Here is a 21,696-nt window from a genome sequence, read left to right as displayed (position 1 = left end):
CCGTACCGCCCGAATCCTCAGCCTGCGCGAAGCAGCCGTGCGTCAGACGCGACGACGCTTCGGCGGACGGCAGCCGTTGTGCGGGGTCGGGGTGACGTCCTGGATGGAGCCGACCTCGAGGCCCGTGGCCTGCAGCGAACGGATCGCGGTCTCACGACCGGAACCCGGACCCTTCACGAACACGTCGACCTTGCGCATGCCGTGCTCCTGGGCGCGGCGGGCAGCCGACTCGGCGGCCATCTGCGCGGCGAACGGCGTGGACTTCCGGGAACCCTTGAAGCCGACGTGGCCGGCGGAGGCCCAGGAGATCACGTTGCCGGACGGGTCCGTGATGGAGACGATCGTGTTGTTGAACGTGCTCTTGATGTGCGCGTGGCCGTGAGCGACGTTCTTCTTTTCCTTGCGGCGCACCTTCTTGGCAGCGCCCTGACGACCCTTGGGGGGCATCTACTAACTCCTACGGGGAGGTGGTCGGTCCTACAGCGAAGACCGCTGATGAAGCGTTGTCCGCTGAGGACTACTTCTTGCCCGGCTTCTTCTTGCCGGCGATGGCGCGACGCGGGCCCTTGCGGGTACGAGCGTTGGTGCTGGTGCGCTGACCGCGGACGGGCAGACCGCGACGGTGACGCAGACCCTGGTAGCAGCCGATCTCGACCTTGCGGCGGATGTCGGCCTGGATCTCACGACGGAGGTCACCCTCGGTCCTGATGTTGTTGTCGACGTACTCGCGGATCGCGACGAGCTGCTCCTCGGAGAGGTCGCGAACGCGGGTGTTCGGGTCGACGCCGGTCGCTGCCAGCGTCGCCTGCGAGAGGGTCCGGCCGATGCCGAACACGTAGGTGAGGGCGACCTCCACGCGCTTGTCGCGCGGGATGTCAACACCGGAAACGCGTGCCATTCAATGGCTCCTGGTGATCTTCGGAGGTCTTCCGCAGAACCGACTCCCGACCGCCGTACCAGGTACGAATCGGGTCCCCGGCCTCCGAACCGGGGGTGTCAAGCCGTATCGGCTTGGGTCCTGCGTATGAACGAAATTCAGCTCGCGTCGCGCGAATCTCTGCGATATCGATGCAGAGGGATCGGTCGATCGTGCGTCAGCCCTGGCGCTGCTTGTGGCGCGGGTTCTCGCAGATGACCATGACCCGACCGTGACGGCGGATCACCCTGCACTTGTCGCAGATCTTCTTGACGCTCGGCTTGACCTTCATTGGGTGAGGTTCTCCGGGTCAGTGCCATCGCCCAGGGAGGTCCCGGGGCGCGGGCAAGATCTACTTGTACCGGTAGACGATCCGGCCACGCGTCAGGTCGTACGGAGACAGCTCCACCACGACCCGGTCGTCAGGGAGGATGCGGATGTAGTGCATACGCATCTTGCCGCTGATGTGTGCCAGGACCTGGTGGCCGTTCTGGAGCTCGACCTTGAACATGGCGTTCGGCAGAGACTCGACGACAGTGCCCTCGATCTCGATGGCACCTTGCTTCTTGGCCACGCTTCGCCCTTCGAATCGACTACCTTGATCGACTCCCCTGCGTTCCCTTACGGGCGCATGCGGACATGCGGGTGCACGAGAGCCGACGAGTCAGTCTACGTCAGCCCACCCTGAAAGACGAATCGAGGAAGCCTGCCCCACTTGAAAGATCGCTAAGCGCGGCCGACCCAGGGGCGCGGGGAACTGCGCGATCAACCCCCACCGGCCCGCAGCCGCCCACCACCAGGACGGCCCTCCCCGGTAGGCGCTCAGGCCAACGGATCCGGCGCGGCGACAATCCCCAGCTCCGCCAACTTCGCCTTACCCCCGTCGGGAGACGTGAGCACCAGCGGCCCCTCCTCCGTGAGCGCCACCGAGTGCTCCCAGTGAGACGACCACGTACCGTCCGTCGTGATCACCGTCCAGTCGTCCGAGAGCACCTCGGTCTTCGCCGTCCCCAGCGAGACCATCGGCTCGATCGCGAGACAGAACCCGGGCACCAGCTTCGGCCCCTTCCCCCGCCGCCGGTCGACGTAGTTCAGCAGATGCGGGTCCATGTGCATCTCGGTACCGATGCCATGACCGCCGTAGTCCTCGATGATCCCGTACTTGCCGCCACCGGGCTTCGGCTGCCGGCGGATGTACGTCTCGATGGCACGGGAGACGTCGACGAGCCGGTTCCCCTGCTTCATGGCCGCGATGCCGGCCCACATCGACTCCTCGGTCACCCGGGAGAGCTCGATCAGCTCCGGGGCGTGACCGGAGCCCACGAACGCGGTGTAGGCGGCGTCGCCGTGCCAGCCGTCGATGATGGCGCCGCAGTCGATGGAGATGATGTCGCCGTCCCCCAGGACGACGTCCTCGGACGGGATGCCGTGGACGACGACGTCGTTCACGGAGGTGCAGATCGTCGCGGGGAAGCCGCCGTAGCCGAGGAAGTTCGACTTGGCGCCGTGCTCGGCGAGCACCTTGCGCGCGACCTCGTCCAGATCCCTGGTGCTGGCCCCGGGGACCGCGGCCTCGCGCGTGGCCGCGTGGATGGCGGCGACGACCAGCCCCGCCTCACGCATCTTGGCGATCTGCTCGGGGGACTTGATCTGCACCATGGGGACGGGCGCCTTTCGTGGGCCGGATAGAGGGGACTGTCTCAACCATAAGGGCGGAGCCTGCGCACCCCACCCCACACAGCAGCCGCGGCCCCCTCGAAGGGAGCCGCGGCCTGAGCTGCGTATGCGCCAGGAGCGCTGCTACTTGCCGTCCTCGTCACGCTGAAGCGCCTCCATGGCGCGCGCCGTGACCTCTTCGACCTTGCCGAGCGCGGAGATGGTGACGACCAGCCCCTGCGTCTTGTAGTAGTCGATGATCGGCTCGGTCTGCGTGTGGTAGACCTCCAGCCGCTTGCGGACGGTGTCCTCCGAGTCGTCGTCGCGCTGGTACAGCTCGCCGCCGCAGGCGTCGCAGACACCCTCGGTCTTCGGCCGGCTGTACGTGACATGGAAGACGTGGCTGGAGTCCCTGCGGCAGATGCGCCGCCCGGCGATCCGCTTGACGACCTCTTCCTCGGGGACCTCGAGGTCCAGCACCGCGTCCAGCTTCATGCTCTCGGACTGGAGCATCTCGTCGAGCGCCTCGGCCTGGGACACGTTGCGCGGGAAGCCGTCCAGCAGAAAGCCGTTCTCGGCGTCCGGCTTCTCCATACGGTCCTTGGCCATCCCGATGGTGACCTCGTCCGGCACCAGGTTGCCCGCGTCCATGTAGGACTTCGCGAGTTTCCCGAGCTCCGTCTGCTGGCTGATGTTGGCCCGGAACAGGTCGCCCGTGGAGATGTGCGGGATCGACAGGTTCTTGGCGAGGAACGCGGCCTGCGTTCCCTTGCCGGCACCCGGCGGCCCGACGAGGACGATACGCATTAGCGGAGGAACCCTTCGTAATTGCGCTGCTGGAGCTGGCTCTCGATCTGCTTCACCGTCTCGAGACCGACACCCACGATGATCAGGATGCTGGTCCCGCCGAACGGGAAGTTCTGGTTTGCCCCGAAACCAGCCAACGCCATCGTCGGCACGAGAGCGATCAGGCCCAAGTACAGCGAGCCCGGCCAGGTGATCCGGTTGAGCACGTACGAAAGGTACTCAGCGGTCGGTCGGCCAGCCCGGATGCCCGGGATGAAGCCACCATACTTCTTCATGTTGTCCGCGACTTCCTCGGGGTTGAACGAGATGGCCACGTAGAAGAAGGCGAAGAAAATGATCAGGAAGAAGTAGAGAACGATGTGCGTCGGGGCGTCCGTCTGCGCGAGGTTCCGCTCGATCCAGGCCTTCCAGTCGGAAGAACCACCGGAGAACTGCGCGATCAGCGCCGGGATGTAGAGCAGCGACGAGGCAAAGATCACAGGGATGATGCCCGCCTGATTGACCTTCAGCGGAATGTAGGTCGACGTACCGCCATAGGACCGGCGGCCGATCATCCGCTTCGCGTACTGGACCGGAATACGGCGCTGAGCCTGCTCGACGAAGACCACCAGGCCGATCATCACGAGGCCGACGGCGACCACGGTGCCGAACTCGATCCAGCCGCCGGCCAGGGAGCCCTGCTCCTTGATGGCCCACAGCGCGGACGGGAAGGTGGCGGCGATCGAGATGAACATCAGGATCGACATGCCGTTGCCGATGCCGCGGTCGGTGATGAGCTCACCGAGCCACATGACGGTGGCCGTACCGGCGGTCATGGTGATGACCATCACGACGGTGGTGAAGATCGACTGGTCCGGCACGATCTGGTTGGCGACCTGGCAGCGCTGGAAGAGCGCGCCGCTGCGGGCGGTGGCCACCAGGCCGGTGCCCTGCAGGATCGCAAGCGCCACGGTCAGGTACCGGGTGTACTGGGTGATCTTCGCGGTACCGGCCTGACCCTCCTTCTTCAGGGCTTCCAGGCGCGGGATCACTACGGTCAGCAGCTGAAGGATGATGCTCGCCGTGATGTACGGCATGATGCCGAGCGCGAAGATGGTGATCTGCAGCAGAGCGCCACCGCTGAACATGTTGACCAGACCGAAGAGGCCGGTGTTGGTGCTCGCCTGATCGATACAGACCTGAACGGCCCTGTAGTCGACGCCGGGGATCGGGATATGCGTACCGATCCGGTAGATCACGATGATGCCGAGCGTGAAGAGCAGCTTCTTGCGCAGGTCGGGCGTCTTGAACGCCCGGGCGAACGCGGTGAGCACGGTGCCTCCTGCGACCCCCGCGTGTGCGCGCGTGAGGTAACGACTGAATTGGGTTAACGGCCTGCGGAACGAGATTACGGCACGCCAGGACAGCGCTGGGCGCTAGCGCCACAGCCTACCTACATCAGAGCCCTAACGGGGCGTCGATCCACCCCCCTTGTAGTCCTGCTTCGGTCCACTGACCGGAAGGATTCGAACACATACACGTAAAACGCTTGACCGCCCCCTGAGTGGCTCGTATGGTCCTTGATCGAACGGCGTGATCATCACGTCGCACAGCGTCAGGGAAGCGGCTGACCAACCGCACGACCAGCCCTGACGAACCAAAACTGGGGGTTCAACAATGCGCGTGAAGCGCTCCATAGCAACCGTCGCGTCCGTCGCCGCCGCCACCGTGGCCGCGGGCATCATGCTGGCGCCGTCGGCCTCGGCCGGCAGCGGTGACGGCACCTGCTCCAGCACCGACATCTGCGTGTTCAACGACCACGGGCACAACAAGAGCAAGGGCTACTACGACCTGGGCTCGCCCGCCCTGAAGAACTTCCACGGCCGGCACTACTTCAACGACGGCGCCTACATCGGGGACTCCATCTCCGGGTGGACCGCCGGCTCGGGTACGTCCTGCACCGGGTTCAAGTTCTTCGTGAACGTCGACTTCAAGGGCGCCAGCATCCAGATCGCCAAGGGCACGAAGGGCGAATTCAGCAGCCCCTTCACCGGCCCTTACAACGACATCATCTCCTCGTACTCCAAGTACGGCTGCTGAGTCCTCGACGGACGGCTGACTGACGTCCGATTCAGCTGCGTGGCCTCCTGTCGTGAAGCAGGGGGCCACGCGGCTTTTCCTGTTGCTTTACGGAGGGCCAGTGGCACCCAAGAAATTCGCACTCTTCCTCGCCGCCGGCACGGTGCTCGTGACCGGCTGCTCGAGTCTGAACTCCACAGCGCAGCCGGACGGCACGGCGAGCCCGCAACCGGAGCCGTCCGTCCGTGCCATTCCCAAGGTGCCGACCGACCGGCTCCAGGTCACCAGGCCCTTGGACGAGTACGTCCCGGACGCGGCCGACGACACCGCGCTGAAGCAGGCCGAGGCAAAGGTGGTGAACCGCTGCCTGCGCGACCTCGGCCACCGGCAGCATCCGCTCGACGAGGACGCGGTGGCCGAGGCCGAACCGAACATCTATGAATTCCTCTGGTTCCCCGAGGCGGCGAAGAAAGGCTATTCCCTTCCGCCCGAGGGCCCGGAAAAGGGTAGCTGGGACGACACGGCGACCCAGACCGAGAAAAAGCTGCTCTCCGGAAAGATGGCGACCTACAAAGGACACCGGGTCCCCAAGGACGGATGCTACGGGGAAGCCGGACGCGAATTGACCGAGGGCGCCAGTCCGCCTCGTAAATTCGAGGAACAGGGCATGGTCATCACCCGGGTCTCGGACGCCAGCCCACGGGGACTCATCGAGTCCTATGTGAGTGTGATCCGCCAGACCCTCTCGCTTCAGATCCAGAAGGACAGCCGCATCGAGCGGGTGATCTCCGACTGGTCCGCCTGCATGAAGTCCGACGGGTACACGTACGCCTCCCCGTCGGAGGCGGCGACGGACTCCCGGTGGCAGACCAGCACCGGCAAGGGCCCGAGCAAGGCCGAAACAGCCACGGCAACCGCGGACATGGCCTGTAAGAAGCAGGTGCGCTATCTCGACGTGGTCGTCGCCGTGGAGTCCGCCTACGAGCAGCGGTACATCGGCCAACACGCCGAGCAGATGAAGGAGTTCCTCGGCCTGCGCGACAAGTGGCGGAAGAACGCCGAGCGCATCACCGGCGCCTGACGGGCCAGACAGAAACGGCCGGGAACGCCCCTCCGAAGAGGGCCGTTCCCGGCCGTCCTGCTGTTACGTCAGCGAGACGCCGTCCGAACTCAGACGAGCTCGGTGACGGTGCCGCCGGCGGCGGTGATCTTCTCCTTGGCGGAGCCGGAGACGGCGTCGACCGTCACCTGCAGCGCCACGGAGATCTCGCCCTGGCCGAGGACCTTGACGAGGCTGTTCTTGCGAACGGCACCCTTGGCCACCAGACCCTCGACGGTGACCTCGCCACCCTCGGGGTACAGCGCGGCCAGCTTGTCGAGGTTCACGACCTGGTACTCGGTCTTGAACGGGTTCTTGAAGCCCTTCAGCTTCGGAAGACGCATGTGAAGGGGCATCTGGCCACCCTCGAAGCGCTCCGGAACCTGGTAACGGGCCTTCGTACCCTTGGTACCACGACCGGCCGTCTTACCCTTCGACGCCTCACCACGACCGACACGGGTCTTGGCGGTCTTGGCGCCCGGGGCGGGACGGAGGTTGTGGATCTTGAGCGGGTTCTGCTCCGCCATGATCAGTCGACCTCCTCGACCGTCACGAGGTGGCGGACGGTGTGCACCATGCCGCGGAACTCGGGGCGGTCCTCCTTGACGACCTGCGTGTTGATGCCCTTGAGACCAAGGGAGCGCAGGGTGTCACGGTGGTTCTGCTTGCTGCCGATATAGGACTTGACCTGCGTAATCTTGAGCTGCGCCATGATTACGCACCCGCCCCGGCACGCGCACGGAGAAGAGCCGCGGGGGCGACGTCCTCGAGCGGCAGGCCACGGCGGGCCGCGACCTCCTCGGGACGCTGCAGGCCCTTCAGGGCCTCCACGGTCGCGTGCACGATGTTGATCGCGTTGTCGGAGCCGAGCGACTTCGACAGGATGTCGTGGATACCGGCGCACTCGAGCACGGCACGCACCGGACCACCGGCGATAACACCGGTACCGGGCGACGCGGGCTTCAGGAGCACGACGCCGGCAGCCTTCTCACCCTGGATCGGGTGCGGGATGGTGCCCTGGATACGGGGGACCTTGAAGAAGTGCTTCTTGGCCTCCTCAACACCCTTGGCGATGGCGGCCGGCACCTCCTTGGCCTTGCCGTAACCGACACCCACGGTGCCGTCACCGTCGCCCACCACGACCAGCGCGGTGAAGCTGAAGCGACGACCACCCTTCACAACCTTGGCGACACGGTTGATCGCGACGACACGCTCAACGTAAGCAGTCTTCTCGGCGGCGGCTGCGCCACCGTCACGACCCTTACGGTCCCGCCGCTCGCCGCCACCGGCACCGCCACCGCGGCGCTGGGGTCCAGCCATTGGATTACCTCTCTCTTTCCGCTAGCTACGAGCGGCTCAGAACTTGAGCCCGGCTTCGCGGGCGGCGTCCGCCAGGGCGGCGATGCGCCCGGCGTACTGGTTGCCACCACGGTCGAACACGACGGCCTCGACACCGGCGGCCTTGGCACGCTCGGCGACCAGGGCGCCGACCTGCTTGGCCTGCGCGGACTTGTCGCCCTCGCCACCGCGGATCGAGGTGTCCAGGGTGGACGCCGACGCAAGGGTGTGACCCTTGAGGTCGTCGATCACCTGGGCCACGATGTGGCGGTTGGAGCGGGTAACGACCAGACGCGGACGCTCCGCCGTACCGTTGATCCGCTTGCGGATCCGGATGTGACGGCGCTTGATCGCGGCGCGCTTGTAGGCGTCGCCCTTCAGGATCTTCTGTCCGTATGCCATGGCTTACTTACCCGCCTTTCCGACCTTGCGGCGGATGACTTCGCCCTCGTACTTGACGCCCTTGGCCTTGTACGGGTCGGGCTTGCGCAGCTTGCGGATGTTGGCCGCAACCTCGCCGACCTTCTGCTTGTCGATGCCCTCGACCGAGAACCGGGTCGGGGCCTCCACCTTGAAGGTGATGCCCTCGGGGGCCTCGACGGTGATCGGGTGGCTGTAGCCGAGCGCGAACTCAAGGTTCGAACCCTTGGCCGTCACGCGGTAACCGACACCGCTGATCTCGAGCTTCTTCACGTAACCCTGGGTCACGCCGGTGATCATGTTCGCCACCAGCGTGCGGGACAGGCCGTGCAGGGCCTTGTTCTGACGCTCGTCGTTGGGGCGGGTGACGTTCAGGACGCCGTCCTCACCCTTGGCGATGTCGATCGGCGCGGCAACGGTGTGGGTCAGCGTGCCCTTGGGGCCCTTGACCGAGACCGTACGGCCGTCGATGGTGACGTCCACGCCGGCGGGAACCGTGATGGGGAGCTTGCCAATACGCGACATAGCTGTTTCCTCCGTTCCCTTCCGCTACCAGACGTAGGCGAGGACTTCCCCACCCACGCCCTTCTTGCCGGCCTGCTTGTCGGTGAGGAGCCCGTGCGACGTGGAGATGATCGCCACGCCGAGGCCGCCGAGCACCTTCGGCAGGTTGGTGGACTTCGCGTACACCCGGAGACCGGGCTTGGAGATCCGCTTGATGCCCGCGATGGAGCGCTCACGGTTCGGGCCGAACTTCAGCTCGAGGACGAGGTTCTTGCCGACCTCGGCGTCCTCGACGCGCCAGCCCGTGATGAAGCCCTCCTGCTGGAGGATCTCCGCGATGTGCGACTTGATCTTCGATGCCGGCATCGTCACGGAGTCGTGGTATGCCGAGTTCGCGTTCCGCAGACGCGTAAGCATGTCTGCGATCGGATCAGTCATGGTCATGAATTGGCCTTCGGCCTCTCTCGCCGGGGTTTCCTGGTGCGCCATCCCTCTCCCCGATCCGAGACGGGACGGGTGCGGCGCGGTGGACCTACGGCGTAGTAAGTCGTACGGGCGCGACAGGCGCCCAACCCCACAAGCCTAAGCCATGCGGGGGTGGGCCCCTGTCCACCCAGATGCTTACCGAGAGCTTCAGGAATCCCTGATTACAGGGATTACCAGGAGCTCTTGGTCACGCCCGGCAGCTCGCCACGGTGAGCCATCTCACGAAGGCACACGCGGCACAGGCCGAACTTGCGGTACACGGAGTGCGGACGGCCGCAGCGCTGGCAGCGCGTGTAGCCACGCACACCGAACTTGGGCTTGCGAGCAGCCTTGGCAATCAGAGCCTTCTTCGCCATCTCGCTCACGCCTCCTTGAACGGGAAGCCGAGGTGACGAAGGAGCGCGCGGCCCTCAGCGTCGTTGGTCGCCGTGGTGACCACGGTGATGTCCATACCCCGGGTACGGTCGATCTTGTCCTGGTCGATCTCGTGGAACATGACCTGCTCCGTGAGACCGAAGGTGTAGTTGCCACGGCCGTCGAACTGCTTGGGGGACAGACCACGGAAGTCGCGGATGCGCGGGAGCGCGAGCGACAGGGTGCGGTCCAGGAACTCCCACATGCGGTCGCCACGAAGCGTGACGTGGGCACCGATCGGCTGACCCTCACGCAGCTTGAACTGCGCGATGGACTTGCGGGCCTTGGTGACGGCCGGCTTCTGACCGGTGATCGTGGTCAGGTCGCGGATGGCGCCCTCGATCAGCTTCGAGTCACGGGCGGCGTCGCCGACACCCATGTTGACCACGATCTTGACGAGGCCGGGAACCTGCATGACGTTCTCGTACTTGAACTCGTCACGCAGCTTGCCCGCGATCTCCTCGCGGTACTTCGTCTTCAGACGCGGAGTGGTGGTGGTAGCCATCAGATGTCCTCACCCGTCCGCTTGGCAACGCGGATCTTGTTGCCTTCGTCGTCGAAGCGGTAGCCGACACGCGTGACGACCTTGTTGCCGTCCTTCTCAACGACCAGCTGGACGTTGGAGACGTGGATCGGCGCCTCGGTCGTGACGATGCCGCCGGCCTGCGAACCGCGAGCGGTCGGACCGGCCTTGGTGTGCTTCTTGACCCGGTTGACACCCTCGACCAGGACGCGCTCGTCGCGCGGGTAAGCGGCAATGACCTTGCCCTGCTTGCCCTTGTCCTTACCGGTGATGACCTGGACCAGGTCGCCCTTCTTGATCTTCATGCTTACAGCACCTCCGGCGCGAGCGAGATGATCTTCATGAACTTCTTCTCGCGCAGCTCACGGCCGACCGGGCCGAAGATGCGGGTGCCGCGAGGGTCGCCGTCGTTCTTCAGAATGACGGCGGCGTTCTCGTCGAAGCGGATGTACGAGCCGTCCGGACGGCGGCGCTCCTTGACGGTGCGAACGATGACCGCCTTGACGACGTCACCCTTCTTCACGTTGCCACCGGGGATCGCGTCCTTGACGGTGGCGACGATGACGTCACCGATGCCCGCGTAGCGGCGACCGGAGCCACCGAGCACACGGATGCAAAGGATCTCCTTCGCACCAGTGTTGTCGGCGACGCGCAGTCGCGACTCCTGCTGGATCACGTCTATCTCCTGTGTGTCTGCCGGTTCCCGGCAGGGGCCGCCTCGTTACGAGGTGAGCCCCTGCCGAGCCTGGCGGAACTGACCTGCGGGATGTTCCCCGCAGGAAATTACTTGGCCTTCTCGAGGATCTCGACGACGCGCCAGCGCTTCGTCGCGGACAGCGGCCGGGTCTCCATGAGGAGGACACGGTCGCCGACGCCCGCGGCGTTCTGCTCGTCGTGCGCCTTGAGCTTGTTCGTACGGCGGATGACCTTGCCGTACAGCGCGTGCTTCACACGGTCCTCGACGGCGACGACGACGGTCTTGTCCATCTTGTCGCTGACGACCAGACCCTCACGGGTCTTGCGGAAACCGCGCGCCTCTGCGTTCTCAGTCACGTTCTTCTCGCTCATCAGGCGTTCTCCACCGTTTCGATGCCCAGCTCACGCTCGCGCATCAGGGTGTAGATCCGCGCGATGTCCTTGCGGACCGCCTTGAGACGGCCGTGGTTCTCGAGCTGACCCGTCGCCGCCTGGAAGCGGAGGTTGAACAGCTCTTCCTTGGCCTCGCGGAGCTTCGCCAGAAGCTCCTCGTTGCCCAGCTCGCGCAGCTCGGACGCCTTGGTACCGGCCGACATCACGCTTCACCTGCCTCGCGCTTGACGATCCGGCACTTCATCGGCAGCTTGTGGGCGGCGCGAGTCAGAGCCTCACGGGCGATCTTCTCGTTGGGGTACGACAGCTCGAACATCACGCGTCCGGGCTTGACGTTGGCGATCCACCACTCCGGAGAACCCTTACCGGAACCCATGCGGGTCTCGGCGGGCTTCTTGGTGAGGGGACGGTCCGGGTAGATGTTGATCCAGACCTTGCCACCACGCTTGATGTGACGCGTCATGGCGATACGAGCGGCCTCGATCTGACGGTTCGTCACGTAGGCCGGGGTGAGCGCCTGGATGCCGTACTCGCCGAACGCAACCTGCGTTCCACCCTTGGACATGCCAGAGCGCTTCGGGTGGTGCTGCTTGCGGTGCTTGACCCTACGGGGGATCAGCATGTCGGTCAGGCCTCCGTTCCGGTGCTCTCAGCCGGAGCGGACGCGGGAGCCTCGGCCTTGGGGGCCTCGGAACCGGCAGCCTGCTGCGGCTTACGACCGCGCCGCTCGCCACCACGGCCACCACGGGCCGGGCGGTCGGCACCACCACGGGCCGGGCGGTTACCCGCACGGGCCGCAGCGTTCTCGGCGCGGACCTCGGCGATGTTCTTGACGTCGCCCTTGTAGATCCAGACCTTCACACCGATGCGGCCGAAGGTCGTCTTGGCCTCGAAGAAGCCGTAGTCCACGTTCGCGCGGAGCGTGTGCAGGGGCACACGGCCCTCGCGGTAGAACTCCGAGCGGGACATCTCGGCGCCACCGAGGCGGCCACCGCACTGGATCTTGATGCCCTTGGCGCCGGCCTTCATCGCCGACTGCATGCTCTTACGCATGGCGCGGCGGAAGGAGACGCGGGAGGAGAGCTGCTCGGCAACGGCCTGGGCAACCAGCTGAGCGTCGGTCTCGGGGTTCTTGACCTCGAGGATGTTCAGCTGGACCTGCTTGCCCGTGAGCTTCTCGAGGTCACCGCGGATGCGGTCGGCCTCGGCGCCACGGCGGCCGATGACGATGCCCGGACGCGCGGTGTGGATGTCCACCCGCACACGGTCACGGGTGCGCTCGATCTCAACCTTCGAGATACCGGCGCGCTCCATGCCGGACGTCATCATCCGACGGATGGCGACGTCTTCCTTGACGTAGTCCTTGTACAGCTTGTCGGCGTACCAACGCGACTTGAAGTCGGTCGTGACACCGAGCCGGAACCCATGCGGGTTAACCTTCTGGCCCATTACCGGGTTCCTTCCTTGCTGGCGACGACCACGGTGATGTGGCTGGTCCGCTTGCGGATCCGGTAGGCACGGCCCTGGGCACGCGGACGGAACCGCTTCAGGGTCGGGCCCTCGTCGACGTACGCCTCGCTGATGAACAGCGAGGAGGCGTCCGGGTGGTCGTAGTTGTGCGCGGCGTTGGCGATGGCGCTGTCGAGCACCTTGCCGACGGGCACGGAGGCTGCCTGCGGAGCGAATCGCAGAACAGCCTGAGCCTCCGTGGCATCCATGCCACGGATAAGGTCCACCACGCGGCGGGCCTTCATGGGCGTAACGCGGATGTACCGCGCCTGGGCCCTGGCTTCCATGGTTGTCCCTCTCAGTTACTTACGTGTCTGAATGCGATCCGCTACTAGCGGCGCTTCGACTTCCGGTCGTCCTTGACGTGGCCCCGGAAGGTGCGCGTCGGCGAGAACTCGCCGAGCTTGTGGCCGACCATCGACTCGGTGACGAACACCGGGATGTGGGTCTTGCCGTTGTGCACCGCGAGCGTGTGGCCGAGCATGGCCGGCACGATCATGGAGCGACGGGACCAGGTCTTGATGACGTTCTTGGTGCCGGCTTCGTTCTGGGCTTCCACCTTCTTGATCAGGTGGTCGTCGACGAAGGGCCCCTTCTTGAGACTGCGCGGCATCTAAACCCGCTCCTAGCGCTTCTTGTTCGTCTTGCGGCGGCGGACGATGTACTTGTTGCTCGCCTTCTTGGGAGCACGAGTACGACCCTCCTTCTGACCCCACGGGGAGACCGGGTGGCGACCACCGGAGGTCTTGCCCTCACCACCACCGTGCGGGTGGTCAACCGGGTTCATCGCCACACCGCGAACGGTCGGGCGGACGCCCAGCCAGCGCTTACGGCCGGCCTTACCCCAGTTGATGTTGCTCTGCTCGGCGTTGCCGACCTCGCCGACGGTGGCGCGGCAGCGCACGTCGACCAGGCGGATCTCACCGGAGGGCATGCGCAGGTGGGCCATCTGGCCCTCCTTCGCGAGCAGCTGCACGGAGGCACCGGCGGAGCGGGCGAACTTGGCGCCGCCACCGGGACGGAGCTCGATCGCGTGGATCGTGGTACCGACCGGGATGTTGCGCAGCGCCAGGTTGTTGCCCGGCTTGATGTCGGCCCCGGGACCGTTCTCGACGCGGTCACCCTGCTGCAGGTTGCGCGGGGCGAGGATGTAGCGCTTCTCGCCGTCGGCGTAGTGCAGCAGCGCGATGCGCGCGGTGCGGTTGGGGTCGTACTCGATGTGCGCGACCTTCGCCGGCACGCCGTCCTTGTCGTGACGACGGAAGTCGATCACACGGTAGGCGCGCTTGTGGCCACCACCCTGGTGGCGGACGGTCACACGACCGGAGTTGTTACGGCCACCCTTGCTGTGCAGGGGGCGGACCAACGACTTCTCCGGCGTGGACCGCGTGACCTCGACGAAGTCGGCGACGCTGGAGCCACGACGGCCCGGCGTAGTCGGCTTGTACTTGCGGATTCCCATTTCTCAGTCCTCGTCCGATATCGGACGATCCGGACCGCCCTCAGGCGGTCGGACCGCCGAAGATGTCGATACGGTCGCCCTCGGCGAGGGTCACGATCGCGCGCTTGGTCCCTGCACGCTGGCCGAAGCCGGTGCGGGTCCGCTTGCGCTTGCCCTGGCGGTTGATCGTGTTGACCCCGGTGACCTTGACCTCGAAGACCGACTCGACGGCCTGCTTGATCTGGGTCTTGTTGGAGCTCGGCGCGACGATGAACGTGTACTTGTTCTCGTCGAGAAGCGCGTAGCTCTTCTCGGACACGACCGGCTTGATCAGGACGTCACGGGGGTCCGTGAACGCCTTGCTGGCCGGGGTGACGACGGTGTTCTTGCCCTCGGCGGCGTGGCGACGCGCCTTGGCGACGCGAGCGGCCTTGGCCTTCTTCGCGGCCTTGGAGGCAATGGCGGGGTGACGGATAGCCATCAGGCCTCGCTCCCTTCGGTGTCATTGGCCTTCGGGCCGGACACGAAGGACTCCAGGGCGGCCTGGGTGAAGACCACGTCGTCCGAGACGAGAACGTCGTACGTGTTCAGCTGGCCCGGCTCCAGGATGTGGACCTGGGGCAGGTTGCGGGCGGACAGCCACGCGGCCTCGTCGGCGCGCTCGACGACCAGGAGCAGGTTCTTGCGCTCCGAGATCTTGCCGAACAGGCTCTTCGCGGCCTTCGTGGAGGGGGTCTCGCCCTCGATCACGCCGGAGACGACGTGGATGCGGTTGTTGCGGGCCCGGTCGGTGAGGGCGTGGCGCAGGGCCGCGGCCTTCATCTTCTTCGGGGTCCGCTGCGAGTAGTCACGCGGCACGGGACCGTGCACGACGCCACCACCGGCGAACTGCGGCGCGCGGGTCGAGCCCTGACGGGCGCGACCGGTGCCCTTCTGGCGGTAAGGCTTCTTGCCACCACCACGGACCTCGCCACGGGTCTTGGTCTTGTGCGTGCCCTGGCGGGCAGCGGCCAGCTGCGCGACGACGACCTGGTGGAGCAGCGGAACGCTGATCTTCTCTACGTCGAAGATCTCCGCGGGGAGCTCGACGGAACCGGCCTTGTCGCCCGCCGGCGAAAGGATGTCAACAGTGCTCATCGGTTACCTCAGGCCCCCTTGGCCGCGGTGCGGACCAGGACGAGGCCGCCGTTCGGACCGGGAACCGCGCCCTTGATGAGCAGCAGACCCTTCTCCGCGTCAACGGCGTGGACGGTCAGGTTCTGGGTGGTGACCCGCTCGTTGCCCATACGACCCGCCATGCGGAGGCCCTTGAACACACGGCCCGGGGTGGCGCAGCCACCGATGGAACCGGGAGAGCGGTGCTTGCGCTGGGTGCCGTGACCGGCGCCGAGGCCCTTGAAGTTGTGACGCTTCATGACACCGGCGAAGCCCTTGCCCTTGCTCTTGCCGGTGACGTCGACCTTCACGCCGGCCTCGAAGACCTCGGCCGTGACTTCCTGGCCGAGCGTGTACTCGGAGGCGTCAGCGGTGCGGATCTCGACGAGGTGACGACGGGGGGTGACGTCGGCCTTGGCGAAGTGGCCCTTGAGGGGCTTGTTCACCTTGCGCGGGTCGATGTCGCCGAAGGCGATCTGAACCGACTCGTAGCCGTCGACGTCGTTCGTACGAACCTGGGTCACGACGTTGGGGCCGGCCTTGACGACGGTGACCGGGACGACGCGGTTGTTCGCGTCCCACACCTGCGTCATGCCGAGCTTCTCGCCCAGGATGCCCTTGATCTGCTTAGCCATTCTCAGATCACCGACCCTCAGAGCTTGATCTCGATGTCGACACCGGCCGGGAGGTCGAGTCGCATCAGAGAGTCAACGGTCTTGGGCGTCGGGTCGAGGATGTCGATCAGGCGCTTGTGCGTGCGCATCTCGAAGTGCTCGCGCGAGTCCTTGTACTTGTGCGGCGACTTGATGACGCAGTACACGTTCTTCTCAGTGGGCAGCGGCACCGGGCCCGCGACCGACGCACCAGTGCGGGTCACCGTCTCGACGATCTTCTTCGCCGAGGAGTCGATGACCTCGTGGTCGTAGGCCTTGAGCCGGATGCGGATCTTCTGTCCCGCCATGGCTACTCAGTAGTCCTGTCTCTCTACAGCTCTGGAACCCGGTGTTCCTTCGACTTCTCCGACCCACGCGGTCGGGCGTGTCGCGCTTCCGCTGACACAGATGTCCCTTGTTCGAACATCCCTTGCCTTGGGAAAGAGGTTCACCGGGTGCCTGGCCAGTGCCGCACCACACTTCCCGGAAGATTCCCGTACGTCCGCCCCAGCGCTGCCTCACGGCAGTTAGGGCGACGAGTACTGTGGGACTCGCTTCCGGTCCTCCCGGCGGGAGGCGCGCAGCATCAACACTCGACCGAGCAACTCGGACAGTCTGCCATATGGGGCAGGGGGTCCGCCAATCGAGCCGGAGAGAATACCCCCGGGGTGACGTAGGTCAAACCCGGCCCGCCGCCCCCTTGGCTCGCCCGGGCACCCGGTGCCGGATTTTCGGCCTTTCGCCCCCTTTGTCCTCGGTCAGGGCTCTGATCAGGCCATGGTCCGGGGAGAGCCGACAGGCGGGATCGGTACGGGTGGCGTCCCCCGTGAGGGCGTACGCCTGGCAGCGGCAGCCACCGAAGTCCTCGTCGCGCCGGGAGCAACTGCGGCAGGGTTCGGCCATCCAGTCGGTACCGCGATACCGACGGAACGCCTCGGACCGCCCCCAGATCCACCCCAGCGAATGATCCCGTACGTTCGGCGGGTCCAGGTCCGGCAGGGCGGCCGCCGCCGGGCAGGGCAGGACGGTGCCGTCGGGGGTGACGGTGAGCGAGACCGAGCCCCAGCCGCCCATGCAGGGCTTGGCGACGCCGTCGAAGTGATCGGGGACGACCCAGACCAGCTCGGGCCCGGCGGGCAGCCTCTCCCGCCACCGCCGTACGGCCTCCCGCGCCCCGGCGAGCTGCTCGCGCGTCGGCATCAGCGCGGCGCGGTTGAGCAGCCCCCAGCCGTAGAACTGCACGTTCGCCAGCTCGATGCGCTCGACGCCCCAGGACAGGCCGAGCTCGACGATGTCGTCGAGGGCGTCGAGGTTGTCGCGGTGCAGGACGACATTGAGCCCGAGGGGCAGGCCGACGTCTCGTACGACCGCGGCGGCCCGCCCCTTCTCTTCGAAGGACCGGCGCCCGGCGATCCGATCGCTGGCGCGGGGCTCGGCGTGCTGGACGGAGAGCTGGACGCTCTTCAGCCCGGCGCCGGCGAGGACATCCAGCCGGGCCCGGTCCAGGCCGACGCCGCTGGTGACGAGCTGGGTGTAGATACCGGCGGCGTCGGCGGCGGCGACGATCCCCTCAAGGTCCCGGCGCAGCAACGGCTCACCGCCCGACAGATGCGTGTGGACGACGCCGAGCTCGCCGGCCTGACGCATCACCTCGGCCCACTGCTCGGTGCTCAACTCACTTGTACGGCTGGTGAGTTCGAGGGGATTGGAGCAGTAGCCGCAGTGCAGCGGACAGGCGTGGGTGAGCTCGGCGAGCAGTGCCCAGGGGCGAGCGCTCACCGCAGCCACCCCTCCTCCCGCAGTCGCTCCAGGAACGCCGGCACCTCGGTGGCCACGAGGGCGGCGGGGAAGCGTCCGGCCAGTTCGCCGACGATGTCGCCCACGGTGCGGGTGCCGTCGCACAGCTCCACGACCACCCCGGCCGAGCCGGTCAGGACACCGACGCGCTCGGGGCGGAGCAGCAGGTCGTCGCCCCGTACGGGGTCGTGGCGGCGCACGATGGAGGGGGCGGGGGTGGGCCGCCAGTCGGTACCGGGTGCCGTGCTCACTGCGGCTCCTCCCGGCCGGCCCGGTCCACGGCGTCCAGCAGCGACCACAGGACCTCGCACTTGAAGCGCAGTGCGGCGACGGCGCGCTCCTGGTCGTCGCGGGAGCGGGCCCAGAGGTGAACGAGGTCGAGCGCCTCCCGGCTGTCGCGCCGGCCCTGGGAGACCCGGGAGCGGAAGTAGGCGAGGCCGTCGGGTTCGATCCATGGGTAGTGGCGTTCGAAGGCCTCGATACGGGTGAGCATCAGGTCCGGGGCGGACAGCTCGGTGAGCGAGGCGGCGACGGCTTCGAGGGGCGAGCGCAGCCGGCAGAAGTTGACGTATCCGTCGACCGCGAGGCGTACGCCCGGCAGTACGGAGTCGGCGCGCAGCAGCGTCCCGCGGTCCACGCCTGCGGCCTCCGCGAGCCGTAGCCATCGCTCCATGCCGCCCTCGCCCTCCTGTGGCCCGTCGTGGTCCTGGATGCGGCGCAGCCACATCCGGCGCAGTTCGGGGCTGTCCAGCTTGGCGGTGATCAGGGCGTCCTTGACGGGGATGTGGCGCTGGTAGTGGAAGCGGTTGACGATCCAGCGGCGGAGTTCGGCCGGGCTGAGGCCGCCGCTGTGCATCCGGATGTTGAAGGGGTGCCGGTGGTGGTAGCGCTCCTCCCCCACCGCGCGCAGGCGGGCCTCGAACTCCGCGGGGCTCCAGGGCTCGGGAAGCGGTGCTGGTCTCGGGTGCGCGGCCGCTGTGCTCAAAGTTCGATCACCATCCCGTCGTGCGCCACCTCGATGCCGAGCCGGGCGAGCCGCTTGTGCTGGGGCGCCGCCGGGTCGACGAGGGGGTTGGTGTTGTTGAGGTGGGTGTAGAGGCAGCGGGCGGGCAGACGGGCGAGGCGTTCGGCGGTGCCGTCCGGGCCGTCGATCGGCAGGTGGCCCATGCCGGTGGCGGTGCGGGAGGAGATGCCGGTACGGCGGGGCTCCTCGTCGTCGAAGAAGGTGCCGTCGACGATGACGCAGTCGGCCTCGGCGGCGGCCTGCTGAAGGGGGTCCGGCCAGGCGGCCAGGGCCGGGGCGTAGAGGACGGTGGCGCCGCCGGCCGGGTCGTACAGGCGTAGCGCGACGACCCATGCCTCGTCGTCCGGGGCGTCGGCGGCGTACCGCGGACGCTTGCCGGAGACCGGGATGGCGCTGATCCGCGGGCCCGCAGCCGTGGCGTCCAGGGGCTGGGCACCGTGTGTGGGCAGGTCCCGCCAGGTCAGGTCGGTGTACGGCGTCAGCACCTCACCGAGGCGCAGGCGGTCGAGCAGCGCCTCGCGGACCGGGGCCGTCGCCGTCACCTGGAGCCGGTCCGCCTCCCGCAGCCGGGCGAGCCCCAGGGTGTGGTCGAGTTCGGCGTCGGTGAGGACCACGCCGACGATCGGAGTCCGCCGGGGTTCGGGCCCGGGCCGCAGCTCGGGCCGGGCCTCGATCTGGTCGCCGATGTCGGGCGTCGCGTTGACCAGGTACCACCGCCCCTCCCCCGTCCGCACGGCGAGTGAGGCGTGCCGGCGCCGCCGTAGCGGGTGGGCGCGTGCCCCGGCACATCCGGGGCACGCGCAGTTCCACTGGGGGATGCCGCCGCCGGCGGCGGTGCCGAGTACCAGCAGCAGCATGGCTACGGCTGGCGGGTGCTGAGGGAGTAGGCGGTTACCTCCAGGGCGGTGTCGACGACCTCGCAGGCGGGGGTCTGCCACGTGGCGTCGTCCGTCTGGTCCGAGGCGGTGTGCTCGACGGGCTTCAGCTGTTCGGTGTTCTCGGGCATGGGGCGTACGTCCCTTCTGTCGGTGTTTGTCGGGCTCGGATCGGGCCCGAGTGGCCTGGACTCGGCGTCACTTGATGGGCACGCGGAGGATCAGGTTCCTGCCGTTGCCCCGGTCGCTGGTGCCGAGCCACAGTTCGTTCACGCCGGGAACCTTGGCGATGGCACGCAGCCGGCCATATCTGCCGGGGTAGAAGGCGGTCTTCGTGCCGAGGCGCTCGCTGCTCCCGATGATCGGGACGCGCCACAGCCGCTGGCCGCGCAGCGAGGAGACGTAAAGGACGTTGCGCACGATGGCGAGCTGGGCGGGGACGCCCTTGTCCGGGGTGAAGGTGGCCTTGGGGTTGCTCATGCCGTTGACGGCGCACGGCCCCTCGCAGGTGGGCCAGCCGTAGTTGGCTCCGCGCTTGATCAGGTTGATCTCGTCCTTGGCCTCCTGCCCGATCTCGGCCGACCAGAGTCGGCCCTCGCGGTCCCACGCCAGGCCTTGCGGATTGCGATGGCCGTAGCTGTACACGCGGTTGCCGAAGGGGTTGCCGGGGGCGGGCGCGCCGGTCGTCGTGATCCGGAGGATCTTGCCGTTCAGCGAGCTCTTGTTCTGCGCGAGGTTCCGTTGCAGGGCGTCGCCGGTCGAGACGTAGAGGTATTTGTCGGGGCCGAAGGCGATCCTGCCGCCGTTGTGGTCCCCGCCCCGCCGGATGCCGGTGACCAGCGGCTTGTAGTTCCTGAGTGACGTGCCGTCGTAGTCCATCCTGGCGACCCGGGTCTCGTTCCTCGTGGTGTGCATGAAGAACACCCGCTTGTCCTTCTTGCCGTCCCAGGTCGGTGACGGGGCCACGCCCAGCAGTCCGCCGGAGCCCTGATCGGACGGCCCGGGAACCGTGTACGGCACTTCGCCGACCCGCTTCTTGGTGCCGTCGCGGTCGAGTCGGTGAACCTGGTAGGTCAGTCGCTCGGTGACCAGGGCCGACCGTCCGTCCGGAAGGAACGAGATGCCCCACGGGGTCTGCCATCCCGCCGACAGGGTCGTGACCCCGGCGGGCGCGCCGCCGTCGGCGGCGTTCGGGGCGGCGGCCACCGGCTGGGTAAGGCCCGCCGCCAGCACCGTCGCTGCGGCCATCGCCGCCGTGCCCATGAGGTACGAATGCCGCTTTGGGGATCTTGTGTCTGTCATGCAAGCAATCTTCACAATACGTACACCTCGACGCCACACGGAGTGAGCTGCGAGGGTGAGCTCGCCGACGGAGGGACGGCTGAGGGGTCCGAGGCCTCGACGGACCCGTCAGCCACACCAGCACCTGGGTCACCGGCGCGCGTCAGCTCTCCGTTCCTCCCGGGCGGGGTACGGCGAGCCGGCCGGCGAGCGGCCCGGAGGGGTTCTCCTCGCCGAGGAGGCGCAGCGCGTCCCGCAGCAGGGTGCTGGAGGTGTGCACGGTGTAGGGGAAATAGACGACCTCCACCCCCACCCTGGCGAATTCGGCTTCGAGCGCGGTCCACACGTCCGTGCCGAGCCAGTCGTCGCCCTTGAAGATGACGTCGAAGCCGACCTCCTTCCAGATCTCGATCTTGTCGTGCACGGTCGCGACGTGGACGTCGTCCACATGGCGCACGCTGCGGACGATCTGGAGTCGCTCGGCGAGCGGTACGACGGGCGGGCGGCCTTTCAGGTGGACCACCAGTTCGTCGGAGCAGACGCCGGCGACGAGACGGTCGCAGTGGTCGCGCGCCCGGCGCAGGATGTTCAGATGGCCCACGTGGAAGAGGTCGAAGACCCCCGGCGCGTAGCCGAGACGTTCTCCCATCA

37 protein-coding genes are annotated in these 21,696 nt (G+C 67.1%); 2 read left to right on the top strand and 35 right to left on the bottom strand.

All coding sequences use genetic code 11. From position 1 onward, the window contains the following. Nucleotides 1–42: 42 nt before the first annotated feature. The 7 genes from rpsK to secY all read right to left on the bottom strand — a co-directional run bounded on the left by rpsK (nucleotide 43) and on the right by secY (nucleotide 4,692). Nucleotides 43–447 carry a 30S ribosomal protein S11 gene (gene rpsK, locus L0P92_RS07770; RefSeq protein WP_003956432.1) on the bottom strand — a complete coding sequence of 135 codons (405 nt, stop codon included), beginning with the start codon at nucleotides 445–447 and terminating at the stop codon, nucleotides 43–45. Nucleotides 448–517: 70 nt separating this feature from the next. After that, nucleotides 518–898 carry a 30S ribosomal protein S13 gene (gene rpsM / locus L0P92_RS07765; RefSeq protein WP_030046388.1) on the bottom strand — a complete coding sequence of 127 codons (381 nt, stop codon included), beginning with the start codon at nucleotides 896–898 and terminating at the stop codon, nucleotides 518–520. Between the two features lie 196 nt (nucleotides 899–1,094). Next, entirely contained in the window at nucleotides 1,095–1,208 is a 114-nt protein-coding gene (gene rpmJ, locus L0P92_RS07760; protein WP_003998809.1) for a 50S ribosomal protein L36, read from the bottom strand. Nucleotides 1,209–1,268: 60 nt separating this feature from the next. Next, nucleotides 1,269–1,490: a translation initiation factor IF-1 gene (infA, locus tag L0P92_RS07755; protein WP_003948620.1), complete on the bottom strand. Its 222-nt coding sequence runs from the start codon at nucleotides 1,488–1,490 to the stop codon at nucleotides 1,269–1,271. A gap of 248 nt (nucleotides 1,491–1,738) precedes the next feature. Continuing rightward, nucleotides 1,739–2,575: a type I methionyl aminopeptidase gene (map, locus tag L0P92_RS07750; RefSeq protein WP_234761757.1), complete on the bottom strand. Its 837-nt coding sequence runs from the start codon at nucleotides 2,573–2,575 to the stop codon at nucleotides 1,739–1,741. Between the two features lie 141 nt (nucleotides 2,576–2,716). Continuing rightward, nucleotides 2,717–3,379, bottom strand: a complete 663-nt coding sequence (locus tag L0P92_RS07745) for an adenylate kinase (protein ID WP_234761756.1) — start codon at nucleotides 3,377–3,379, stop codon at nucleotides 2,717–2,719. After that, nucleotides 3,379–4,692 carry a preprotein translocase subunit SecY gene (gene secY, locus L0P92_RS07740; protein ID WP_234761755.1) on the bottom strand — a complete coding sequence of 438 codons (1,314 nt, stop codon included), beginning with the start codon at nucleotides 4,690–4,692 and terminating at the stop codon, nucleotides 3,379–3,381. Before secY ends, L0P92_RS07745 begins: the two co-directional genes overlap by 1 nt. A 343-nt stretch (nucleotides 4,693–5,035) precedes the next feature. Between secY and L0P92_RS07735 the strand changes: the two genes are divergently transcribed. After that, nucleotides 5,036–5,458 carry a hypothetical protein gene (locus L0P92_RS07735; RefSeq protein WP_234761754.1) on the top strand — a complete coding sequence of 141 codons (423 nt, stop codon included), beginning with the start codon at nucleotides 5,036–5,038 and terminating at the stop codon, nucleotides 5,456–5,458. A 52-nt stretch (nucleotides 5,459–5,510) separates the two neighbouring features. Continuing rightward, a complete protein-coding gene (locus L0P92_RS07730; protein WP_234761753.1) occupies nucleotides 5,511–6,518 on the top strand; it encodes a hypothetical protein in 1,008 nt (335 codons plus the stop codon). Nucleotides 6,519–6,607: 89 nt separating this feature from the next. Here the strand turns inward: L0P92_RS07730 and rplO are convergent, their stop codons facing one another. The 28 genes from rplO to L0P92_RS07590 all read right to left on the bottom strand — a co-directional run bounded on the left by rplO (nucleotide 6,608) and on the right by L0P92_RS07590 (nucleotide 21,694). Further along, the gene (gene rplO / locus L0P92_RS07725; protein WP_014674382.1) at nucleotides 6,608–7,063 is read right to left on the bottom strand and encodes a 50S ribosomal protein L15; all 456 of its coding nucleotides are present in this window, start codon (nucleotides 7,061–7,063) and stop codon (nucleotides 6,608–6,610) included. A 2-nt stretch (nucleotides 7,064–7,065) separates the two neighbouring features. Beyond that, a complete protein-coding gene (gene rpmD, locus L0P92_RS07720; protein ID WP_003974250.1) occupies nucleotides 7,066–7,248 on the bottom strand; it encodes a 50S ribosomal protein L30 in 183 nt (60 codons plus the stop codon). 2 nt (nucleotides 7,249–7,250) lie between these two features. Then, the gene (gene rpsE, locus L0P92_RS07715) at nucleotides 7,251–7,856 is read right to left on the bottom strand and encodes a 30S ribosomal protein S5 (RefSeq protein ID WP_015658456.1); all 606 of its coding nucleotides are present in this window, start codon (nucleotides 7,854–7,856) and stop codon (nucleotides 7,251–7,253) included. A gap of 36 nt (nucleotides 7,857–7,892) precedes the next feature. Further along, nucleotides 7,893–8,276 carry a 50S ribosomal protein L18 gene (gene rplR, locus L0P92_RS07710; RefSeq protein ID WP_071364959.1) on the bottom strand — a complete coding sequence of 128 codons (384 nt, stop codon included), beginning with the start codon at nucleotides 8,274–8,276 and terminating at the stop codon, nucleotides 7,893–7,895. A gap of 3 nt (nucleotides 8,277–8,279) precedes the next feature. Next, nucleotides 8,280–8,819: a 50S ribosomal protein L6 gene (gene rplF / locus L0P92_RS07705; RefSeq protein ID WP_030046383.1), complete on the bottom strand. Its 540-nt coding sequence runs from the start codon at nucleotides 8,817–8,819 to the stop codon at nucleotides 8,280–8,282. Between the two features lie 24 nt (nucleotides 8,820–8,843). Further along, nucleotides 8,844–9,242 (bottom strand): 30S ribosomal protein S8, encoded by a 399-nt coding sequence (gene rpsH, locus L0P92_RS07700; protein WP_030046382.1) that lies wholly within the window; start codon nucleotides 9,240–9,242, stop codon nucleotides 8,844–8,846. Between the two features lie 212 nt (nucleotides 9,243–9,454). Further along, nucleotides 9,455–9,640, bottom strand: a complete 186-nt coding sequence (locus L0P92_RS07695) for a type Z 30S ribosomal protein S14 (RefSeq protein WP_003948630.1) — start codon at nucleotides 9,638–9,640, stop codon at nucleotides 9,455–9,457. Nucleotides 9,641–9,645: 5 nt separating this feature from the next. Next, nucleotides 9,646–10,203: a 50S ribosomal protein L5 gene (gene rplE, locus L0P92_RS07690; RefSeq protein ID WP_015658460.1), complete on the bottom strand. Its 558-nt coding sequence runs from the start codon at nucleotides 10,201–10,203 to the stop codon at nucleotides 9,646–9,648. Further along, a complete protein-coding gene (gene rplX, locus L0P92_RS07685) occupies nucleotides 10,203–10,526 on the bottom strand; it encodes a 50S ribosomal protein L24 (protein ID WP_053674523.1) in 324 nt (107 codons plus the stop codon). Before rplX ends, rplE begins: the two co-directional genes overlap by 1 nt. Before the next feature lie 2 nt (nucleotides 10,527–10,528). Continuing rightward, nucleotides 10,529–10,897: a 50S ribosomal protein L14 gene (rplN, locus tag L0P92_RS07680; protein ID WP_003998823.1), complete on the bottom strand. Its 369-nt coding sequence runs from the start codon at nucleotides 10,895–10,897 to the stop codon at nucleotides 10,529–10,531. Between the two features lie 107 nt (nucleotides 10,898–11,004). Then, nucleotides 11,005–11,289 (bottom strand): 30S ribosomal protein S17, encoded by a 285-nt coding sequence (gene rpsQ, locus L0P92_RS07675; protein WP_018543912.1) that lies wholly within the window; start codon nucleotides 11,287–11,289, stop codon nucleotides 11,005–11,007. Next, a complete protein-coding gene (gene rpmC, locus L0P92_RS07670; RefSeq protein ID WP_007494763.1) occupies nucleotides 11,289–11,513 on the bottom strand; it encodes a 50S ribosomal protein L29 in 225 nt (74 codons plus the stop codon). The genes rpsQ and rpmC overlap by 1 nt, the downstream gene beginning before the upstream one ends. After that, entirely contained in the window at nucleotides 11,513–11,932 is a 420-nt protein-coding gene (gene rplP, locus L0P92_RS07665; RefSeq protein WP_030745246.1) for a 50S ribosomal protein L16, read from the bottom strand. The genes rpmC and rplP overlap by 1 nt, the downstream gene beginning before the upstream one ends. 5 nt (nucleotides 11,933–11,937) lie before the next feature. Beyond that, entirely contained in the window at nucleotides 11,938–12,759 is an 822-nt protein-coding gene (gene rpsC / locus L0P92_RS07660; RefSeq protein ID WP_031477835.1) for a 30S ribosomal protein S3, read from the bottom strand. Next, nucleotides 12,759–13,106 carry a 50S ribosomal protein L22 gene (gene rplV / locus L0P92_RS07655; protein ID WP_019753093.1) on the bottom strand — a complete coding sequence of 116 codons (348 nt, stop codon included), beginning with the start codon at nucleotides 13,104–13,106 and terminating at the stop codon, nucleotides 12,759–12,761. The genes rpsC and rplV overlap by 1 nt, the downstream gene beginning before the upstream one ends. Nucleotides 13,107–13,150: 44 nt before the next feature. Further along, nucleotides 13,151–13,432 carry a 30S ribosomal protein S19 gene (gene rpsS, locus L0P92_RS07650; protein ID WP_019753092.1) on the bottom strand — a complete coding sequence of 94 codons (282 nt, stop codon included), beginning with the start codon at nucleotides 13,430–13,432 and terminating at the stop codon, nucleotides 13,151–13,153. Nucleotides 13,433–13,444: 12 nt separating this feature from the next. After that, on the bottom strand, nucleotides 13,445–14,281 hold the full coding sequence (gene rplB / locus L0P92_RS07645; RefSeq protein WP_037887002.1) for a 50S ribosomal protein L2: 837 nt from the start codon (nucleotides 14,279–14,281) through the stop codon (nucleotides 13,445–13,447). Nucleotides 14,282–14,321: 40 nt separating this feature from the next. Beyond that, a complete protein-coding gene (gene rplW / locus L0P92_RS07640; protein ID WP_234761752.1) occupies nucleotides 14,322–14,741 on the bottom strand; it encodes a 50S ribosomal protein L23 in 420 nt (139 codons plus the stop codon). Then, the gene (gene rplD / locus L0P92_RS07635) at nucleotides 14,741–15,397 is read right to left on the bottom strand and encodes a 50S ribosomal protein L4 (RefSeq protein ID WP_234761751.1); all 657 of its coding nucleotides are present in this window, start codon (nucleotides 15,395–15,397) and stop codon (nucleotides 14,741–14,743) included. Before rplD ends, rplW begins: the two co-directional genes overlap by 1 nt. Nucleotides 15,398–15,405: 8 nt before the next feature. Beyond that, nucleotides 15,406–16,050 carry a 50S ribosomal protein L3 gene (gene rplC / locus L0P92_RS07630; protein WP_190073617.1) on the bottom strand — a complete coding sequence of 215 codons (645 nt, stop codon included), beginning with the start codon at nucleotides 16,048–16,050 and terminating at the stop codon, nucleotides 15,406–15,408. A 17-nt stretch (nucleotides 16,051–16,067) separates the two neighbouring features. Beyond that, nucleotides 16,068–16,376: a 30S ribosomal protein S10 gene (gene rpsJ, locus L0P92_RS07625; RefSeq protein ID WP_003948644.1), complete on the bottom strand. Its 309-nt coding sequence runs from the start codon at nucleotides 16,374–16,376 to the stop codon at nucleotides 16,068–16,070. A gap of 370 nt (nucleotides 16,377–16,746) precedes the next feature. Next, nucleotides 16,747–17,847 carry a pyrroloquinoline quinone biosynthesis protein PqqE gene (gene pqqE, locus L0P92_RS07620; protein WP_234761750.1) on the bottom strand — a complete coding sequence of 367 codons (1,101 nt, stop codon included), beginning with the start codon at nucleotides 17,845–17,847 and terminating at the stop codon, nucleotides 16,747–16,749. Further along, nucleotides 17,844–18,116, bottom strand: coding sequence for a pyrroloquinoline quinone biosynthesis peptide chaperone PqqD (pqqD, locus tag L0P92_RS07615; RefSeq protein ID WP_234761749.1), 273 nt, complete (start codon nucleotides 18,114–18,116; stop codon nucleotides 17,844–17,846). Before pqqD ends, pqqE begins: the two co-directional genes overlap by 4 nt. Beyond that, complete coding sequence (gene pqqC / locus L0P92_RS07610) at nucleotides 18,113–18,850, bottom strand: pyrroloquinoline-quinone synthase PqqC (protein ID WP_234761748.1); 738 nt, start codon at nucleotides 18,848–18,850, stop codon at nucleotides 18,113–18,115. The genes pqqD and pqqC overlap by 4 nt, the downstream gene beginning before the upstream one ends. Continuing rightward, nucleotides 18,847–19,746, bottom strand: coding sequence for a pyrroloquinoline quinone biosynthesis protein PqqB (gene pqqB, locus L0P92_RS07605; RefSeq protein ID WP_234761747.1), 900 nt, complete (start codon nucleotides 19,744–19,746; stop codon nucleotides 18,847–18,849). Before pqqB ends, pqqC begins: the two co-directional genes overlap by 4 nt. A gap of 2 nt (nucleotides 19,747–19,748) precedes the next feature. Then, the gene (pqqA, locus tag L0P92_RS07600) at nucleotides 19,749–19,895 is read right to left on the bottom strand and encodes a pyrroloquinoline quinone precursor peptide PqqA (protein WP_234761746.1); all 147 of its coding nucleotides are present in this window, start codon (nucleotides 19,893–19,895) and stop codon (nucleotides 19,749–19,751) included. A gap of 67 nt (nucleotides 19,896–19,962) precedes the next feature. Further along, entirely contained in the window at nucleotides 19,963–21,066 is a 1,104-nt protein-coding gene (locus L0P92_RS07595) for a PQQ-dependent sugar dehydrogenase (RefSeq protein WP_234761745.1), read from the bottom strand. 142 nt (nucleotides 21,067–21,208) lie between these two features. Continuing rightward, nucleotides 21,209–21,694 (bottom strand): FAD synthase family protein, encoded by a 486-nt coding sequence (locus tag L0P92_RS07590; protein ID WP_372497213.1) that lies wholly within the window; start codon nucleotides 21,692–21,694, stop codon nucleotides 21,209–21,211. Between the last annotated feature and the right edge of the window lie 2 nt (nucleotides 21,695–21,696).

Origin of the sequence: Streptomyces muensis (assembly GCF_021474425.1) — a bacterium.
In the GTDB taxonomy this organism is placed as follows: Bacteria; Actinomycetota; Actinomycetes; order Streptomycetales; family Streptomycetaceae; genus Streptomyces; species Streptomyces muensis.
This window is presented reverse-complemented; position numbering and strand designations above follow the sequence as displayed.

Bases quoted from the DNA above. Each gene is read 5' to 3' on its own strand.
- rpsK (WP_003956432.1), bottom strand. From the start codon at position 447: ATGCCCCCCAAGGGTCGTCAGGGCGCTGCCAAGAAGGTGCGCCGCAAG.
- rpsM (WP_030046388.1), bottom strand. From the start codon at position 898: ATGGCACGCGTTTCCGGTGTTGACATCCCGCGCGACAAGCGCGTGGAG.
- rpmJ (WP_003998809.1), bottom strand. From the start codon at position 1,208: ATGAAGGTCAAGCCGAGCGTCAAGAAGATCTGCGACAAGTGCAGGGTG.
- map (WP_234761757.1), bottom strand. From the start codon at position 2,575: ATGGTGCAGATCAAGTCCCCCGAGCAGATCGCCAAGATGCGTGAGGCG.
- L0P92_RS07745 (WP_234761756.1), bottom strand. From the start codon at position 3,379: ATGCGTATCGTCCTCGTCGGGCCGCCGGGTGCCGGCAAGGGAACGCAG.
- L0P92_RS07735 (WP_234761754.1), top strand. From the start codon at position 5,036: ATGCGCGTGAAGCGCTCCATAGCAACCGTCGCGTCCGTCGCCGCCGCC.
- rplO (WP_014674382.1), bottom strand. From the start codon at position 7,063: ATGGCGGAGCAGAACCCGCTCAAGATCCACAACCTCCGTCCCGCCCCG.
- rpmD (WP_003974250.1), bottom strand. From the start codon at position 7,248: ATGGCGCAGCTCAAGATTACGCAGGTCAAGTCCTATATCGGCAGCAAG.
- rpsE (WP_015658456.1), bottom strand. From the start codon at position 7,856: ATGGCTGGACCCCAGCGCCGCGGTGGCGGTGCCGGTGGCGGCGAGCGG.
- rplR (WP_071364959.1), bottom strand. From the start codon at position 8,276: ATGGCATACGGACAGAAGATCCTGAAGGGCGACGCCTACAAGCGCGCC.
- rplF (WP_030046383.1), bottom strand. From the start codon at position 8,819: ATGTCGCGTATTGGCAAGCTCCCCATCACGGTTCCCGCCGGCGTGGAC.
- rpsH (WP_030046382.1), bottom strand. From the start codon at position 9,242: ATGACCATGACTGATCCGATCGCAGACATGCTTACGCGTCTGCGGAAC.
- L0P92_RS07695 (WP_003948630.1), bottom strand. From the start codon at position 9,640: ATGGCGAAGAAGGCTCTGATTGCCAAGGCTGCTCGCAAGCCCAAGTTC.
- rplE (WP_015658460.1), bottom strand. From the start codon at position 10,203: ATGGCTACCACCACCACTCCGCGTCTGAAGACGAAGTACCGCGAGGAG.
- rplX (WP_053674523.1), bottom strand. From the start codon at position 10,526: ATGAAGATCAAGAAGGGCGACCTGGTCCAGGTCATCACCGGTAAGGAC.
- rpsQ (WP_018543912.1), bottom strand. From the start codon at position 11,289: ATGAGCGAGAAGAACGTGACTGAGAACGCAGAGGCGCGCGGTTTCCGC.
- rpmC (WP_007494763.1), bottom strand. From the start codon at position 11,513: ATGTCGGCCGGTACCAAGGCGTCCGAGCTGCGCGAGCTGGGCAACGAG.
- rplP (WP_030745246.1), bottom strand. From the start codon at position 11,932: ATGCTGATCCCCCGTAGGGTCAAGCACCGCAAGCAGCACCACCCGAAG.
- rpsC (WP_031477835.1), bottom strand. From the start codon at position 12,759: ATGGGCCAGAAGGTTAACCCGCATGGGTTCCGGCTCGGTGTCACGACC.
- rplV (WP_019753093.1), bottom strand. From the start codon at position 13,106: ATGGAAGCCAGGGCCCAGGCGCGGTACATCCGCGTTACGCCCATGAAG.
- rpsS (WP_019753092.1), bottom strand. From the start codon at position 13,432: ATGCCGCGCAGTCTCAAGAAGGGGCCCTTCGTCGACGACCACCTGATC.
- rplB (WP_037887002.1), bottom strand. From the start codon at position 14,281: ATGGGAATCCGCAAGTACAAGCCGACTACGCCGGGCCGTCGTGGCTCC.
- rplW (WP_234761752.1), bottom strand. From the start codon at position 14,741: ATGGCTATCCGTCACCCCGCCATTGCCTCCAAGGCCGCGAAGAAGGCC.
- rplD (WP_234761751.1), bottom strand. From the start codon at position 15,397: ATGAGCACTGTTGACATCCTTTCGCCGGCGGGCGACAAGGCCGGTTCC.
- rplC (WP_190073617.1), bottom strand. From the start codon at position 16,050: ATGGCTAAGCAGATCAAGGGCATCCTGGGCGAGAAGCTCGGCATGACG.
- rpsJ (WP_003948644.1), bottom strand. From the start codon at position 16,376: ATGGCGGGACAGAAGATCCGCATCCGGCTCAAGGCCTACGACCACGAG.
- pqqB (WP_234761747.1), bottom strand. From the start codon at position 19,746: ATGCTGCTGCTGGTACTCGGCACCGCCGCCGGCGGCGGCATCCCCCAG.
- pqqA (WP_234761746.1), bottom strand. From the start codon at position 19,895: ATGCCCGAGAACACCGAACAGCTGAAGCCCGTCGAGCACACCGCCTCG.
- L0P92_RS07595 (WP_234761745.1), bottom strand. From the start codon at position 21,066: ATGACAGACACAAGATCCCCAAAGCGGCATTCGTACCTCATGGGCACG.
- L0P92_RS07590 (WP_372497213.1), bottom strand. From the start codon at position 21,694: ATGGGAGAACGTCTCGGCTACGCGCCGGGGGTCTTCGACCTCTTCCAC.